The sequence below is a fragment of the Acinetobacter sp. YH01008 genome (assembly GCF_013420435.1).
Classification (GTDB): domain Bacteria; phylum Pseudomonadota; class Gammaproteobacteria; order Pseudomonadales; family Moraxellaceae; genus Acinetobacter; species Acinetobacter pseudolwoffii.
The window spans coordinates 226,858-243,025 of sequence record NZ_VOYD01000001.1 but is presented as its reverse complement, the minus strand read 5'-3'; the positions used below and the strand labels follow the sequence as shown (position 1 = coordinate 243,025).

Here is a 16,168-nt window from a genome sequence, read left to right as displayed (position 1 = left end):
CAATAAAGCAAAGCTCGATAAGACATTTGCCCATTAGTTTTGAGTTAAATATAGCATTCAGAAAATTATCATAAAAATGACTGACATAAAAAAACCACCCGAAGGTGATTTTTTATTTAACTTAGTTGGCTGGCAATGGCGGTGGCGTTAACGGGCCATCATCTGGGGTTACATCAATCACAGGATTTTCTGCAACATAGACTTTTGGCGGTTGAGGCTCACGACCTTCCATAATGTCACGGATTTGATCACGATCAATAGTTTCCCATTCCATCAAGGCTTTGACCATCGCATGGGCAACATCTTTTTTACTTTCCAAGATATCGCGTGCGACTTTATATTGCTCATCCAGAATTCGGCGGATTTCACGATCGACTTCTAACTGGGTCGTTTCAGAAATACTGCGGCTACCAATACTGCCCATAAACGATTGCTGTGCATCTTCTTCATAGACCATGACGCCCATTTTGTCAGACATACCGTATTTGGTCACCATCGCACGTGCCATTTTAGTTGCACGTTCGAAGTCATTTGACGCGCCGGTCGACATCTGGTTAATGAATACTTCTTCAGCAATACGGCCACCAAACAAAATCGAAAGTTCATTCAACATTTTGTCTTTATAATGGCTAGTCTGGTCAAATTCAGGCAGCTGCCAGGTGACACCTAAAGCCCAGCCACGCGGCATGATCGTTACTTTATGCACAGGATCTGTACCTGGCAAGCTTTCAGCAACAATCGCATGACCTGCTTCATGATAAGCCGTCGCGCGACGCTCTTCATCACGCAGCACCATCGACTTACGCTCAGGACCCATATACAGTTTGTCTTTTGCATCTTCGAAGTCATGCATATCGACAGTGTTCTTGTTACGGCGTGCAGCGAATAAAGCCGCTTCATTCACCAGGTTAGCCAATTGCGCACCCGAGAAGCCTGGTGTGCCACGCGCAAGTACTTTAACGTCGACCCCTGTGACTGAAGGCAATTTCTTCAAATGCACATTCAGGATTTGTTCACGACCCTTAATGTCTGGCAAGCCAACCACAACCTGACGGTCAAAACGACCCGGACGAAGTAAAGCTTTATCCAGTACATCGGCACGGTTCGTCGCAGCAATCACGATAATACCTTCATTGCCTTCAAAGCCGTCCATTTCCACCAGCATCTGGTTCAGCGTCTGCTCACGTTCATCATGACCACCGCCTGTACCTGAACCACGGTGACGACCGACTGCATCAATCTCATCAATAAAGATGATACATGGTGCATGACGTTTTGCCTGTTCGAACATGTCACGCACACGCGATGCACCAACACCCACAAACATTTCCACGAAGTCAGAACCCGAAATACTAAAGAATGGCACTTTAGCTTCACCGGCAATGGCTTTGGCAAGCAAGGTTTTACCTGTACCTGGAGGACCGACCATCAAAACACCACGTGGAATACTTGCACCGAGACGTTTAAATTTGGTTGGGTCTTTCAGGAAGTCGACAATTTCAACCACTTCTTGCTTGGCTTCATCACAACCGGCAACATCGACGAAAGTGACTTTAATCTGGTCTTCAGACAACATTTTGGCTTTAGACTTACCAAAACTCATTGGGCCGTTTTTACCACCTGCACCGCCACCCATGTTGCGCATAAAGAACATGAATAACAAAATGATTAAAAGCACAGGGAAACTTGCAATAAGCAACTGCATGAGCAAGCCTTGACGTTGTGGTGCTTCACCTTCGACCACAACATTATTTTTAATGAGGCTTGGCATCAGCTCAGGATCCTGAACTGCCGGACGAATACTTTCAAACTCTGAACCGTTTGATTTTTCGCCACGAATTCTTTCGCCGTCAATAACAACTTGTTTAATTTGGCCAGCATTGACCGCGGCAACAAACTCTGAGTAGTTCATTGTAGTCGGTTGATTGCGGTCACTGACGTTGCTGAAGATTAACACCAGCACACCCAGTATCACGAGCCACAATACGGCATTCTTAAAAAGATCGCTCAAAGCTTTATTCCCATTCCAATCTAATTTGATCATGCCCTGTTCAGGGTGACCTTAATACTTAAGCTGTAAATTAACTTACAATTATCTGAAAACGTACAAAATGCACAATTTTTAACGACTTGGCAAGTAGACTTATTTTAAAGCCTTCTTGCGTCCCTGCCCGATCAGGAAAACTTCTTTAGAGCGAGCACGTGATGCCAAGGGTTTAGATGTTTTCAGAATATCAAAACTATCAACCACTTGCTTACGGAATTCATCAAAACCTGAGCCTTGGAAAACTTTTACCACAAATTGACCTTTAGGGCCTAGCACCTTATTGGCAAAATCCAGTGCAAGTTCACACAAGTAAATCTGACGCGGTTGATCTACAGCCTTATTACCTGATGTATTGGGGGCCATATCTGAAATTACAACGTCTACAGTACGACCATCTAAAATTTCTAGCAGTTTTTGGAAAACTTCTTCTTCACGGAAGTCACCTTGCAGAAAAGTGACATCTGGTAAAGCATCCATTGGTAAAATATCAGATGCAATCAATAAACCCTTATCGCCAACAAGTTTACCGGCAATCTGTGACCAGCTGCCTGGCGCTGCGCCCAGGTCGACCACAGTCATACCAGGTTTAATGATTTTATACTTTTCTTGCATTTCTAAGAGCTTATATGCTGCACGCGCACGATAGCCTTCCTTTTGTGCCTTTTTCACATAAGGATCGTCTAAATGCTCTCTCATCCAATCACGACTACTTTTAGATAACTTTTGGTTGGTAATGCGTGTAGCCATAACTCTCTAAATAAAAAAATGTCTCATTATTAATTGTACGTGAAAAAGACTTATTTTGCAGTATACATGTGTATCTAAATCTAAGGCTTTTGCTCTCTCCGTGGACAGATTGAATATGATTATTTCCTGATAATTTACAGCGTTTATTTTTTGCTTTTGCTATACTAAGCCGTTTTAAAATTCAGGTTATCTCTCATGGCGGCTTTATCTATTCAGGAACGTAAGCGTTTACGTCAAATCGGACATACACTTAACCCAGTCGTGATGCTAGGTGACAAAGGTCTGACGGAAAATGTCATCGAAGAATTAGCGCGTGCTTTAAACGATCACGAACTGATTAAAGTTAAAATTGTCGCTGAAGATCGTGAAGCGCGTGCAGCGCTGATTGCTGAAATTTCAGAAGCGACTGGTGCTGAAGTGGTTCAAACTATTGGTAAAATTGCACTTCTTTATAAGAAAGCGGCAAAACAGAACCAAAAATTGTCCAATCTTGTTCGTTTCGCTCATTTGTCTAACTAAGTACAGGACTTATGGCAAGTTACGAACTTAGCGCATTTGATCGCCGTTTTCAGGCCATCTCTCTGGTTGCTGCCATTGAACAGCAAGGTCCATGTAGTTTAAATGTGGGCTTCTGGATCCGCGATCCCAATCATTACATCCTGTGGCCAGACATGGTAGCTGCACATCCCCGTCAGGATTTCTTGTGGGAACAGACCTGCTTTGAAATTTTTATTGGGGTTCAGGGTGAAGATTTTTATCGTGAGATTAATCTCTCCCCTTCTCAGGCCTGGCAGGCTTATCAATTTGAAGAATACCGCTATCCTGAAGATATGCCACCACAAGCTGCAGATGATATTGAGCTGAATCAGCTCAAACGTACCCATTATGGTCTCAATGTCAGTGTGGATCTGACCGATTTTATGGCAACACATAAACTCAAATGGGAAAACTTGTTCCTGGGTTTATCTGCTGTTTTAAAAACCTCGCAAGGTGACCAGTACTACGCGATGCAGCATAGTAGTCCTCAGGCAGATTTTCATAATAAACGTGACTGGTTGCATGTATTTTAGATCAGTCAAACCTGTATATCCTCTGTCTGAATCTGTAAAAGACTGATAAAACGTGAGACTTGAAGTCTCACGTTTTTGTTTGTCTCTAAACAAAGTAGTTAGCTGTGTATGGTTATTTTGCATTTTCTTGTTTTTGAACATCTTAGAGTAGCATTTTAATGAGGTAACTGATGCTGGCTCCGAATGGCTTTCACTGCAGCATAAAGAATAAAAGTAAAAGTGAGTACCATGAGCAGAACAGTCCCCAAAACCAGCCCCAGTACGCCCAAACATAACACAATCACACCCAGATAAAGTATGCGCCCCAAGCCGCTTTCCAGATTAAGCAGCATAATCAATATCAATAAAACAAGCACACCTACCAAATAATGCCGTGGCATCGTAACCCCTTCTGATTATTATTGTGAGTCCGTTTTGCTACATAAAGACAAAGGAGAACATGTGATTGTTCTCCTTTTAAAGAGCAGCCTTTCAACGCAGCTTAACTTTTCAGCTCAGGCTTTTTGCCTGAACTTTCTGCTTTCACTACCGGCTTGACTTTTTTCAGCACTTCAATGGTGCTGTCTTTAGAACGTTTTAAGGTATCGGTCAAATGCTCTTTATGTTTGGTCGAAATCTGACTGACATCCTCTTTCAGTTCCTTGCCCAGACTGGACAAGTCTTCGATCACTGCATTGAATTCTGTTTTGATAAAGCTCTTCAATTCAGTTAATTCTTTTTGTGAACCGAAGATCTGCTCCTTTAAAGTGTCAATTCGCTGCAACACCTCCTGCTTAAATTGGCGCAATTGTTCCTGTACGGTATCGGTCAATTGCTTGGCTTCAACTTCAAGCTTTTCTTTACTTTCTTCGATGCTTTCAAGTGCTTGATCTTTCGCCTCTACTGCTACTTTTTCAAGCTTCTCGGCAGTTTCTGCCACGACGCTCGGGCTGGCTTTTTGGGATTGGGTAGATTTTGATGCTGTAGTCATTTGTCTTGTTCCTATTGTTATATTGACTGAGCTATATTAGTAGACTTGATAAAATTTAAGATTTGATTTGTCTGACAATTATTAATTGCTTACATTTTTTCATCCTGTTTACAAAACAGACTTCCACTCAAAAAGCAAGGCATTTATCTTATACTTTCGCTGCAAAGCCATTGGACTTCAAGCATCATTCTGCGTATAATGCCGTGTTAAGTTCAAGCGAGCAGACATAGGAGGGTAGGTTTAAAAATTAGCCTTCCTTTTTTTTCGTCTTCTCGCTTTTTTACAGCCTAAATTTCAGGAGCTTTGGTTTGAGCACCCCAGCAATTTTAGCCCTTGCCGACGGAACTATCTTTAAAGGTACTTCGATTGGCGCATCGGGTAGTACGACTGGTGAAGTCGTTTTCAACACTGCCATGACTGGCTATCAAGAAATTTTGACTGACCCGAGTTATGCACAGCAACTTGTGACACTGACTTACCCGCATATCGGTAACACAGGCTGCAATGAAGAAGACGCTGAATCAGGTCGTATTCATAAAGTTTGGGCCAACGGATTGATCATTCGTGACCTGCCTTTATTGCACAGTAACTTCCGTTCAACCCAATCATTAGCTGAATATTTGGTACAACACAATGTTGTGGCAATTGCGGATATCGACACGCGTAAATTGACACGTATCCTACGTGACAAAGGTGCGCAAAATGGCTGTATCCTTGCTGGCGAAAATATCACTGAAGCAGAAGCGCTTGAAAAAGCACGTGCCTTTAGCGGTTTAAACGGTTTAGACCTGGCAAAAGAATGTTGCGATCCTGAGGGCTTTGAGTGGACTGAAGGCTCTTGGGCATTAGACAAAGGTTTCTCTCAACCTGAACTTAAATTCCATGTTGTTGCATACGATTACGGTGTCAAAACCAACATCTTACGTATGCTCGCAGACCGCGGTTGTAAACTGACTGTGGTGCCTGCGCAAACTCCTGCTGCTGACGTACTTGCTCTGAATCCAGATGGCGTGTTCCTCTCGAACGGCCCTGGCGATCCAGCTGCATGTGACTACGCAATTGAAGCTGTAAAAACAATTGTAGAAACCACTGAAATTCCAGTATTTGGTATCTGTCTGGGTCACCAGATCCTTGCACTTGCAAGTGGCGCCAAAACACTAAAAATGCCTCACGGTCACCACGGTGCCAACCATCCTGTGCAAAACCTTGAAAATGGTACAGTGATGATTACTTCTCAAAACCACGGCTTCGCAGTTGATGAAAGCAACCTGCCGGATGTATTGCGTGTAACGCATCGCTCACTGTTTGATGGTACTAACCAAGGTATTCATCGCACAGACAAGCCTGCGTTCAGCTTCCAGGGTCACCCTGAAGCAAGCCCTGGTCCACATGACTGCGCACCATTGTTCGATCATTTCATCGAACTTATCGAAGCATCTAAGAAGTAATTAAGGAAGCATCATGGCTAAACGTACTGACATTAAAAGCATCTTAATTATTGGTGCGGGTCCGATTGTCATCGGTCAGGCATGTGAGTTTGACTACTCAGGTGCTCAAGCATGTAAAGCCCTTCGTGAAGAGGGCTACCGCGTTATTTTGGTCAACTCGAATCCGGCGACCATCATGACCGACCCTGCAATGGCAGACGCAACGTATATCGAACCGATTACCTGGCAAACTGTTGCACAAATTATTGAGAAAGAACGCCCAGACGCAGTTCTTCCCACCATGGGCGGTCAAACTGCATTGAACTGTGCCCTTGCCCTTGATGAGCACGGCATTCTAGAAAAATATAATGTTGAATTGATCGGCGCGACCAAAGAAGCGATTGAAAAAGCTGAAGACCGCAAACTCTTCGACCAGGCAATGCGTAAAATTGGTCTTGAATGTCCAAAAGCAGATATTGCCGAGTCAATGGAAGAAGCTTTAACTATTCAAGCACGCTTCGGCTTCCCCGTGATTATCCGTCCATCATTCACGATGGGTGGCTCAGGTGGTGGTATTGCATATAACCGTGAAGAGTTCATTGAAATCTGTGAACGCGGTTTCGATCTTTCTCCGACCAAACAGTTATTGATTGATGAATCTTTAATTGGCTGGAAAGAATACGAGATGGAAGTTGTTCGTGACAAAAATGACAACTGTATCATCGTATGTACCATTGAAAACTTTGATCCAATGGGCGTGCACACCGGTGACTCCATCACTGTCGCACCTGCACAAACGCTGACAGATAAAGAATTCCAGTTACTTCGTAATGCATCTTTAGCTGTACTTCGTGAAATTGGCGTAGAAACAGGCGGTTCAAACGTTCAGTTCGGTATCAACCCGAAAGACGGTCGTATCGTTGTGATCGAGATGAACCCACGGGTTTCTCGTTCTTCTGCCCTTGCATCTAAAGCAACGGGTTTCCCGATTGCGAAAATCGCGGCGAAACTGGCTGTAGGCTATACCCTTGATGAGTTGAAAAATGACATTACGGGCGGTACAACTCCTGCTTCATTCGAACCTGCGATTGACTACGTTGTAACGAAAATTCCTCGCTTCAACTTCGAGAAATTCCCGCAAGCAGATGCAACTTTGACGACTCAGATGAAATCTGTCGGTGAAGTGATGGCCATTGGCCGTAACTTCCAGGAGTCTATGCAAAAAGCGCTTCGTGGTCTTGAAGTTGGTGCTTCTGGCTTCGATGAAAAAATCGAAATCGGTGCTGAAGGTGCGAAAGATAAAATTCTTCAAGAACTTAAAGTGCCAGGTCCTGAGCGCATCTGGTTCATTGGTGATGCATTCCGTCACGGCTTTACACTTGATGAAGTATTTGCTGCAACCAATATCGACCCTTGGTTCCTGATTCAAATCGAAGACATCATTAAAACTGAAGAACAGATTAAATCTTTAGGTTTTGGTGATTTGAACGCGGACAACATCCGCAGCTTCAAACGTAAAGGTTTATCGGATCTTCGTATTGCAGACTTGATGGGCATTTCACAAAAACAATTCCGTAAACACCGTTGGAACCTGGGCGTAACCCCTGTTTACAAACGTGTCGATACATGTGCTGCAGAATTTGAGTCTGATACAGCATACATGTACTCAACTTACGATGAAGAATGTGAAGCAAATCCATCAACGCGTGACAAGATCATGGTGATTGGTGGCGGGCCTAACCGTATTGGTCAAGGCATCGAGTTCGATTACTGCTGTGTACACGCAGCGCTTGCAATGCGTGAAGATGGTTATGAAACCATCATGGTCAACTGTAACCCTGAAACGGTTTCTACAGATTACGACACATCAGACCGTTTGTACTTCGAACCAATCACATTGGAAGATGTGCTTGAAATCGTACGTATCGAGAAGCCTAAAGGCATTATCGTGCAGTACGGTGGTCAAACACCTTTGAAATTGGCTCGTGCTTTGGAAGAAGCCGGTGCGCCAATTATCGGTACATCTCCAGACGCGATTGACCGTGCAGAAGACCGTGAACGCTTCCAGCAAATGATTCAGCGTCTGCAACTTCGTCAACCGAACAACAGCATTGTAAAATCTGCTGAAGAAGGTATGGCTGAAGCAGCGAAAGTTGGCTATCCACTCGTTGTACGTCCATCATACGTTCTTGGCGGTCGTGCCATGGAAATCGTCTATAACGATGACGAATTGAAACGCTACTTACGTGATGCAGTTCAAGCATCAAACGAAGCACCGGTTCTTCTTGACCGCTTCCTTGATGACGCGATCGAAGTTGACGTGGACTGTGTATCTGACGGCAAAGACGTTGTGATTGGCGGTATCATGCAGCACATCGAACAAGCGGGTATCCACTCTGGTGACTCAGCATGTTCGATTCCTCCTTACTCGCTTTCTCAAGAAGTACAGGACGAAATGCGCCGTCAAACTGTTGCAATGGCAAAAGAACTGGGTGTAATCGGTTTGATGAACGTTCAGTTTGCAGTAAAAGGCACTGACGTTTACATTCTGGAAGTGAACCCACGTGCATCACGTACTGTACCGTTCGTTTCTAAATGTATCGGTGAGTCTTTAGCAAAAGTTGCTGCACGTTGTATGGCAGGTCAATCTCTAGAATCTCAAGGATTCACTAAAGAGATTATTCCTCAGCACTTCTCTGTAAAAGAAGCGGTGTTCCCATTCAACAAATTCCCGGGTGTTGACCCAATCCTTGGCCCTGAGATGAAATCGACTGGCGAAGTCATGGGTGTTGGTAAATCATTTGGTGAAGCGTTCTATAAAGCTGTATTAGGCTCGAACGATCGCTTACCAGGTAAACCAACTGAAGGCGAAGTAAAACATGCGTTCCTGTCTGTTCGTGATTCAGATAAGCCGCATGTCGCGCGTATCGCTCAGCAACTGGTAGACTATGGCTTCAAGTTGCTTGCAACGGGTGGCACATACAGCGTGATTACTGAAGCGGGTATTGCATGTGAACGTGTGAATAAAGTAACCGAAGGCCGTCCTAATATCGTGGACCGCTTGAAAAATGGCGAAATTCACCTCATTATCAATACATCTGAAGGTAAACAGGCTCAGCAGGATTCGTTCTCGATCCGTCGCTCTGCGCTACAAGGTAAAGTGTATTACACGACCACCTTGAACGGTGCTGATGCTGTATGCCAAGCTTTAGCAATCAAATTGCCAATGGATGTATATCGCTTGCAAGACCTAACTAAAGGTTAATTAAGTTTCCAAGAAGTCCCGCTACCTTCTTGGTGGCGGGCTTTTTTTTATTTATAGATTTTATATCTTTCAACTGACTTTTGAGGGACAACATGCAACGTTATCCTATGACTCCTGAAGGCAAAATTGCCTTAGAGAAAGAATTACATCAACTGAAAACCGTTGACCGTCCTCGTATCACGGCTTCGATTGCGGAAGCACGTGAACACGGCGACTTAAAAGAAAATGCAGAATATCACGCAGCGCGTGAACAGCAAGGCTTCTGTGAAGGCCGTATTCAGGACATCGAAGGGAAACTGGGCGCTTGCCAGGTCATTGATGTGAAAGAACTTGAGCAATCAGGTCGTGTGGTTTTTGGTGTGACAGTGACAATTGAAAACCTGGATACTGAAGAGCAAAAAACTTACAAGATTGTAGGCGATGACGAAGCAGACTTTAAGATCAACAAGATCTCTGTGAACTCACCAATTGCACGTGGTCTTTTAGGTAAAAACGAAGGCGATGATGTGAAAATTACGACACCAAATGGTGAAGTTGAATACGAAATTGTGAAAGTTGAATATATCTAAGCTTTAGATATTTACAACAATTAAAGCCCCTCAATTGAGGGGTTTTTTATTGCAAAACTATTGATTTAGCTTTAATTTATGAGCAAATAATAAAATAGATAACAAAAAATGGATGATCGCTTCATACACGCTTTTTACTATGCACTTGGCGGTTTGATCCTTGGTGTTGCCATCGCGATCAACTGGTCATACTTCATCGACATGCATACCAGTTCTGTCCTGATTATTTCAACCGCGATACTCAGCTGCGCAATTCTGGGCTTTCATTTTCCCAATTGTATTGCTCGTATTTTTAGTATCTTTTGGAATTTGTTCAGATAAAATTTTTCATAATTTAAATTATATTCTTCACCCCCTTGTACACTCAGCATATATTCTGAGGATGTTATTCCATAGGGACACAAAGCCATCATTACAAATCAAAATTCACAATAAAATTGCCTTTCCTTTTAGGAAAGGAAGAACACTACTCGACAAAGGAGAGGCCTTATTTAAGAATCCCCCCAAAATCCCACTTTTTCAAAGGGGGACTTTTGTTTGATATAATCCCCCCACCTTCTAAACGCCATATACGCATGTCTGAAAAGTTAATTAATTCCCCTGTCAAACACTGGTGTGAGTTCGAATTCATCTCAAAAACGGTGAAGAATCCAAATATTCATATTAAGGGAAACTATTCTTACTATTCTGCTTATTGGGATCAGGGTTTTGAGCGTTGCGTGGTGCGTTATCTACATGACAAGCCCTCTACCCCAGATAAACCCATTGATCAGCTCTATATCGGCAATTTTGTCTGTTTTGGCGCAGAATGCGTGATTATGATGGGTGGTAATCAATTACACCGTACCGACTGGATTTCAGCCTTTCCCTTCGATACACGCAGTTTTGTGCCTGCTGGCGATACATTCATTGGCGATGGTTGCTGGATTGGCTCACGTGCCATGATTATGCAAGGTGTAACGCTTGGCGAAGGTGCTGTGGTGGCAACAGGTGCCGTGGTCACCAAAGACGTTCCATCATACGCAGTGGTCGGTGGCGTGCCTGCCAAAATTATTAAATATCGTTTTCCTAAAGCAGATATAGAAAAACTGCTTTCTCTTAAGCTCTATGACTTAGATGAAAAGCAGTTTTTAAAAATGCGTGAGCAGTTGCAGACGGATGATGTGGTTAGCTTAGTAAATTTTATATCTAATTCATAAAATTACAGTCCAGTTTTTATATAATTCATCCAAGATTCAATAAAATCACTAGTTTTACTCAAAGGGCTTATTGAAAATGCAGACAAATACTCTATGTACTTGCTTTCTTTCCAACTAGCATCATCTCTAATTCGCTCAATATTATGATGCTCATGAATAAAGCTACTCATAAAAAAATCTTCAATTTTATAATCCCATTTCAATATATCTCGCACCCATGTAGTATCAGTAATTGCATCAAACTTAGTATCAAAACTTAAATTAAGGTTATGTTTTTTCATAAAATCCCTCTTATTTAAATACAGATTATTAGATAAGATTTTAATAATTATTTCAAAATACCTAATATAATCATGTTGTACTGATAACGGTGTCATTATTAGGCTAATAAGAATTAAATTCTTGTTAGTGTCATTTGTCCTTAATAAAGCATATTGATTTAGCTTTTTAACTAACTCTCGCGGATTTAATTTTTTCTCTAATTGCAAAGCTAAAACCCAAAAATAGAACTCGTTTATTTCATCTTTATTAGCTAACTCTCCTATTCGAAAGAGTTGTTCTTTGATAATATTTTCATAATTTTTTTTACAATTTTCTGAAGAAAGATGTACTGTAAAATCAATAAATTTTTCTAAATAATCACCATTCATCTCCACTTCATAACCATACACACTTTTGATAGATTGTAATAATTGTGGCTTATTCATTACTAAAACAAAAACAATTTTTGGAATATCAAAAAAGTGCTTAATTCTTTCAATTAGACGAATTGCAAAATCGGGGCGACAGCGATCTAATTCATCAACAATAAAAACTAAAGGTTTTTCTAGCTGTGATGCAAGTTGAGCAAGCTCTTTTTTAAAATCTTGAATTGTTTGTTTTTCAATATGATGATTTTCTATTTTCTTTTCGATTTGTTCCTTTACCTTAGATGCTATCTCATCACTAGCAACATCAAAAACATCCTTTGCCTCCTCATAAACTGCTTTTATGGTCTCGCCTGCCCCACCTAAACCTATCCAGTGCATTCCAGCTTTAGCTACAATCATTGGTATTACAGCTGCTAGAGAAATTAAAACCGAGGCAGTCTTTGAATTAAAATCATTAATCTCTTCAATACCAATTTCATCAGAATCTTTAAAAGCTTGGCTAATCTGTGCTGCAATCGTTAAGAAGGGATCATCTAAATAATCATTCGCAAAGGCATCCAAATAAATGACATTGTGATTTGTATCAGATAAATGCTTTGCCCAGTGACGAACAAACCATGTTTTCCCCTCACCCCAACGCGCATCTAACGCTAATACTGCGCCACATTGCAAACGATCTACATAACGTTCTAATTGCAAACCTAAACGTTTTCTATCCCACAGATCACCTTCCCACGCACTTTGGATATTTTCAAAATCATCTCGTTTTATACCGACTTGATTGTTAGTCATTATTTTTAAAATACAGTTGCTTATTTTGAATAACATCATATCATTTTAATTTTTATAGACATAAAAAAACCCACTCAATCGGAGTGGGTTTTTTCAGAATATGGTGGCTATGACGAGACTTGAACTTGTGACCCCCGCATTATGAGTGCGGTGCTCTAACCAACTGAGCTACATAGCCTTAAACTGTGCGCGCATTATGAGATTTTCTTTAAAGAGCGTCAACCCCATAATGCACTGTTTGATCAAAATTTGTTGAAGTGAGCCGATAAGCCGGGTTCTGTCGTGAACGATCATTCCTCTAGGCGCACAATCACTCATGCGCTCAAGCGACCTACCCGAATCCAGCATGGGCCATGCCTAATGGATTCCTATTTGGTCTTGCTTCCGGTGGGGTTTACCTCGCCATGAACTGTTACCAGCCATGCGGTGCGCTCTTACCGCACCCTTTCACCCTTACCTCCGATTCCGATTGCTCGAAAACATAATGAAGGCGGTCTTCTCTCTGCTGCACTTGCCGTCGGTTTACACCGCCCAGGCGTTACCTGGCACCTTGCCCTATGAAGCCCGGACTTTCCTCCCCTGCTTCAATCACTGAGATCTCCACAGCAGCGATCGTCTGGCTCACTTCGAGCGGTATAGTACCAAATATCGAGACTAATTGCTTGATGTTTTTTGAGCAGTCAGTTTTTCATACTTGGCTTGCAGCTGTTCCTGCGTTTCCGCATGGTTCGGATCCAGTGGAATACAATCCACCGGACAGAACAGCTGACATTGCGGTTGATCATGATGTCCGACGCACTCTGTACATAAATCTGGATGAATCTCATAAATGAGTTCACCCATATAAATGGCCTCATTCGGGCATACAGGTTCACAGACATCACAATTAATACATTCATCGGTGATATATAAAGACACGCTACCAACCTTGTTGAAGTTTACGCTCGAAGGCAGCAACCACGTTTGGTGGTACAAACTTGGTCACATCACCTCTTAATCGAGCAATTTCACGCACCAAAGTGGATGAAATAAAAGAATATTGCTCTGAAGGAGTTAAAAATACCGCTTCAAAGTGGGAGTCAAGCTGACGGTTCATATTGGCCAGCTGAAATTCATACTCGAAATCGGACACTGCACGCAAACCACGCAGTACAGCCGTCGCTTTTTGTTCACGAAAGAAATTGACCAGCAAACCATCAAAACCTACAAATTCAACATTGTCCAAATGACTCAATGACTCTTTTGCCAGGGCAACACGCTCTTCCAGACTAAATACCGGATTTTTATGATGACCGATGGCAATCGCCACAACGACCTCATCAAACATTCGCGCTGCGCGGGTTACCAAATCAATATGTCCATTGGTAATTGGATCAAAAGTCCCCGGATAAATCACACGAGTTTTAGACATCCATTTGTACTCTGTTTGTTATGTAGAATCTTATTTTAGCAAAAACTTGTTTTTTTGGTGAATAATCCTCATTAATTTAAAAAACTTCACCTTATTTCTAGTTGCGGTACAATAGCAGCACGTTTGGAAGTATCAGATTATGGCGAAAGCATCTATTGTAGTAAAAAAAAATAATGGCGGTACCATTGCACTGAATAAACGTGCCCGCCACGATTATTTTATTGAAGAGAAATTTGAAGCGGGGCTGTCATTAAAGGGCTGGGAAGTCAAATCAATGCGTGCCGGTCGTATGACCATTGTCGAAAGCTATATTACCTTTAAAAATGGTGAAGCTTTCCTGTTTGGTGCGCAAGTTCAGCCTTTGCTGAGTGCTTCAACACACGTGGTGCCTGAAGCGACCCGTACCCGAAAACTGTTGTTGAATCGCCGTGAAATTGAAAAGCTGATGGGCGCGATTAACCAGAAAGGTTATTCCTGCGTGCCACTGGCCTGTTACTGGAAAGGCCCGCATGCCAAGCTGGAAATTGCACTGGTCAAAGGTAAGCAGCTCCATGACAAACGTGCCACTGAAAAAGACCGTGACTGGCAACGTGATAAAGCGCGAATTTTCCATAAATAATGGATCAATACTTGAATATAAAAACCTCCAGCATGTGGAGGTTTTTATATCACTGACTAAGCTGGATGATTTAAGCGCGCCAGTGTCAAAGCAATATATTCACCAAACCAAAAAGCAGTTTTTAAATCCCCTTCAGGTGGGGTGACTTCTACCGGTGCATTGTCCGACTGGGTCATCAGCCCCAAAAAGCTCGACATACGATTCAGATCAGTCACGGCACGACCTGTCGGCATCAAGGGCAAACCGCTCCACAACATACCATGCTGCATCGCAAACAGGTTGATTTGCTGCAACACTGCCAGTTTGTCACCACTAAGCCCGCCACCATTGGTAAAAGCTGCTGCCAGCTTGCCCTGCCAGCTACGCGCCAGCCAGCGCTTGGAAGACTGCTCCATAAACAGCTTCATGGCAGAGGTCAGGCTTCCCATATAAGTCGGACAACCAAAGACAATCGCATCTGCGGCATCTAGCACATCCCAATCAATATGTTCGACATTCATCATATGCACCTGAACACCGGTTTCCCGTGCACCATCGGCAATAAAATTTGCCACTTTAGCCGTGTGTCCATAAGGACTGTGATAAACAATCGCAACAGATTTGGAAGATAGGGACATAATGCTCAAAAGCCAAAAAATTCAGTTAAGTTTAACATTTTCATGCCATAAACACGAATGTCGCCATACGACCCGTTTTAGGCTCACGGCGATAAGAAAAATATTCATCTGCTTGACGATAAGAACATTGATCCCCGCCCAATACGGTATGTATCCCATGTTGCTGCAAGATATAGCGCGCAATCGCATACAGGTCGGCATAATATTTACCTAGCTGTTCACCACCCTGAAATGCACTGTCCAGTTCAGGATATTTACTGCAAAAAGCCACTTTTACCTCTGTACCAATTTCAAAACAGGGCTGACTGATCGCCGCACCAAGCCAGGCCCAGGTCGGCGGAGTCTGCATGGCGGCAATGGTATTTTCGACAATACCACCGGCCAGACCACGCCAACCAGCATGCAAATTGGTAACTTCCGTACCATCGGCATTACCTAACACCACCGGCAAACAGTCTGCGGTCATCATCATCAAAGCATGCGCTTTGCGCTGCGTCACCAGACCATCGCCGACCAATGCCTCAAAGGGTATCTGTTCATTAATGCTATGACAGATGGTGCTATGCGTCTGGGTCATCCAGGTAATTTTATCTACGCCAAAGGCAGCGAAATCTTGCAGTAAAGCCATACGATGCTGTTGTACCCGCTGCGCATCATCCTTCACATGCAAGGCCAGATTAAAACCTGCAAGCTCAGGCTGCGTGGATGGCTGTACTTTCGCATGATGAACGCGGGTCTGACCCACATACACACCTTGTGGAAGTCCTGGTACAAATTGCATCTCG

Annotated in this window: 16 protein-coding genes, 1 tRNA gene and 1 other RNA gene; 7 read left to right on the top strand and 11 right to left on the bottom strand. The window is 42.9% G+C overall.

Annotation, left to right across the window (positions count from 1 at the left end):
- Nucleotides 1-121: 121 nt before the first annotated feature.
- Nucleotides 122-2,011, bottom strand: a complete 1,890-nt coding sequence (gene ftsH, locus FTT75_RS01220) for an ATP-dependent zinc metalloprotease FtsH (RefSeq protein ID WP_100355633.1) — start codon at nt 2,009-2,011, stop codon at nt 122-124.
- Between the two features lie 132 nt (nt 2,012-2,143).
- Entirely contained in the window at nt 2,144-2,794 is a 651-nt protein-coding gene (rlmE, locus tag FTT75_RS01215) for a 23S rRNA (uridine(2552)-2'-O)-methyltransferase RlmE (RefSeq protein WP_005097715.1), read from the bottom strand.
- A gap of 195 nt (nt 2,795-2,989) precedes the next feature.
- Between rlmE and yhbY the strand changes: the two genes are divergently transcribed.
- Nucleotides 2,990-3,313: a ribosome assembly RNA-binding protein YhbY gene (gene yhbY / locus FTT75_RS01210; protein WP_005097716.1), complete on the top strand. Its 324-nt coding sequence runs from the start codon at nt 2,990-2,992 to the stop codon at nt 3,311-3,313.
- Nucleotides 3,314-3,324: 11 nt separating this feature from the next.
- Nucleotides 3,325-3,864, top strand: a complete 540-nt coding sequence (locus FTT75_RS01205) for a DOMON-like domain-containing protein (RefSeq protein WP_005169863.1) — start codon at nt 3,325-3,327, stop codon at nt 3,862-3,864.
- Nucleotides 3,865-4,019: 155 nt separating this feature from the next.
- On the opposite strand, the gene FTT75_RS01200 is transcribed toward FTT75_RS01205, so the two are convergent.
- Nucleotides 4,020-4,244, bottom strand: coding sequence for a hypothetical protein (locus tag FTT75_RS01200; protein ID WP_005169862.1), 225 nt, complete (start codon nt 4,242-4,244; stop codon nt 4,020-4,022).
- A gap of 101 nt (nt 4,245-4,345) precedes the next feature.
- Nucleotides 4,346-4,834, bottom strand: coding sequence for a hypothetical protein (locus FTT75_RS01195; RefSeq protein ID WP_180185809.1), 489 nt, complete (start codon nt 4,832-4,834; stop codon nt 4,346-4,348).
- Between the two features lie 308 nt (nt 4,835-5,142).
- On the opposite strand from FTT75_RS01195, the gene carA reads away from it, so the two are divergent.
- The 4 genes from carA (at nt 5,143) to FTT75_RS01175 (ending at nt 11,294) form a co-directional block, all read left to right on the top strand.
- Nucleotides 5,143-6,282 carry a glutamine-hydrolyzing carbamoyl-phosphate synthase small subunit gene (carA, locus tag FTT75_RS01190; protein ID WP_180185808.1) on the top strand — a complete coding sequence of 380 codons (1,140 nt, stop codon included), beginning with the start codon at nt 5,143-5,145 and terminating at the stop codon, nt 6,280-6,282.
- A gap of 13 nt (nt 6,283-6,295) precedes the next feature.
- Nucleotides 6,296-9,526: a carbamoyl-phosphate synthase large subunit gene (gene carB / locus FTT75_RS01185; RefSeq protein WP_005097722.1), complete on the top strand. Its 3,231-nt coding sequence runs from the start codon at nt 6,296-6,298 to the stop codon at nt 9,524-9,526.
- A gap of 92 nt (nt 9,527-9,618) precedes the next feature.
- Nucleotides 9,619-10,095 carry a transcription elongation factor GreA gene (gene greA, locus FTT75_RS01180; RefSeq protein WP_005097724.1) on the top strand — a complete coding sequence of 159 codons (477 nt, stop codon included), beginning with the start codon at nt 9,619-9,621 and terminating at the stop codon, nt 10,093-10,095.
- A gap of 575 nt (nt 10,096-10,670) precedes the next feature.
- Nucleotides 10,671-11,294, top strand: coding sequence for a CatB-related O-acetyltransferase (locus FTT75_RS01175; RefSeq protein ID WP_180185807.1), 624 nt, complete (start codon nt 10,671-10,673; stop codon nt 11,292-11,294).
- 2 nt (nt 11,295-11,296) lie between these two features.
- Here FTT75_RS01175 and FTT75_RS01170 read toward each other — a convergent pair whose 3' ends face one another.
- From FTT75_RS01170 to coaD, 5 genes are all read right to left on the bottom strand, one after another.
- Nucleotides 11,297-12,736 carry a P-loop NTPase fold protein gene (locus FTT75_RS01170; RefSeq protein WP_180101138.1) on the bottom strand — a complete coding sequence of 480 codons (1,440 nt, stop codon included), beginning with the start codon at nt 12,734-12,736 and terminating at the stop codon, nt 11,297-11,299.
- A gap of 101 nt (nt 12,737-12,837) precedes the next feature.
- Nucleotides 12,838-12,914 (bottom strand) — tRNA-Met (locus tag FTT75_RS01165).
- A gap of 72 nt (nt 12,915-12,986) precedes the next feature.
- An RNA gene (gene rnpB, locus FTT75_RS01160) (RNase P RNA component class A) lies at nt 12,987-13,364 on the bottom strand.
- A 26-nt stretch (nt 13,365-13,390) separates the two neighbouring features.
- Entirely contained in the window at nt 13,391-13,654 is a 264-nt protein-coding gene (locus tag FTT75_RS01155) for a YfhL family 4Fe-4S dicluster ferredoxin (RefSeq protein ID WP_005097729.1), read from the bottom strand.
- Nucleotide 13,655: 1 nt separating this feature from the next.
- Nucleotides 13,656-14,147 (bottom strand): pantetheine-phosphate adenylyltransferase, encoded by a 492-nt coding sequence (gene coaD / locus FTT75_RS01150; RefSeq protein WP_004280585.1) that lies wholly within the window; start codon nt 14,145-14,147, stop codon nt 13,656-13,658.
- 139 nt (nt 14,148-14,286) lie between these two features.
- Between coaD and smpB the strand changes: the two genes are divergently transcribed.
- On the top strand, nt 14,287-14,766 hold the full coding sequence (gene smpB / locus FTT75_RS01145) for an SsrA-binding protein SmpB (RefSeq protein WP_004280586.1): 480 nt from the start codon (nt 14,287-14,289) through the stop codon (nt 14,764-14,766).
- A 56-nt stretch (nt 14,767-14,822) separates the two neighbouring features.
- Here the strand turns inward: smpB and FTT75_RS01140 are convergent, their stop codons facing one another.
- Both FTT75_RS01140 and pgeF read right to left on the bottom strand, forming a co-directional pair.
- Nucleotides 14,823-15,383, bottom strand: a complete 561-nt coding sequence (locus FTT75_RS01140; protein ID WP_180185806.1) for a flavodoxin family protein — start codon at nt 15,381-15,383, stop codon at nt 14,823-14,825.
- Nucleotides 15,384-15,423: 40 nt separating this feature from the next.
- Entirely contained in the window at nt 15,424-16,164 is a 741-nt protein-coding gene (gene pgeF, locus FTT75_RS01135) for a peptidoglycan editing factor PgeF (RefSeq protein WP_180185805.1), read from the bottom strand.
- Nucleotides 16,165-16,168 lie beyond the last annotated feature (4 nt).